This window comes from Microvirga pakistanensis, assembly GCF_004458765.1.
Lineage (GTDB): Bacteria > Pseudomonadota > Alphaproteobacteria > Rhizobiales > Beijerinckiaceae > Microvirga > Microvirga pakistanensis.
In genome coordinates, this window is sequence record NZ_SPJX01000418.1 from 1 (window position 1) to 223 (window position 223).

Genomic DNA, 223 nt, shown 5'->3' on the forward strand with positions numbered 1-223 from the left:
CGGGCTCATCGGCCTGCTGTCGGCCCTGATGGGCATCGGCGGCGGCCAGCTCTCGAACCTGTTCATGACCTTCTACAGCCGCCCCATCCACCAGGCGGTGGCCACCTCCTCAGGCTTGGGCATCCTGATCTCGATCCCGGGCGCGCTCGGCTACGTCTATGCCGGCTGGCCGCACATGGCCGAGTACCCCGACGTGATCGCCTTCCAGCCGCCCCTGGCGCTC

The 223-nt window shown here is 69.1% G+C and carries 1 protein-coding gene; it reads left to right on the forward strand.

What is annotated here, in order from left to right; all coding sequences use genetic code 11:
• Window positions 1-223: TSUP family transporter (locus E4K09_RS19695; protein WP_166802406.1), on the forward strand; the 223-nt coding region annotated here is incomplete at both ends.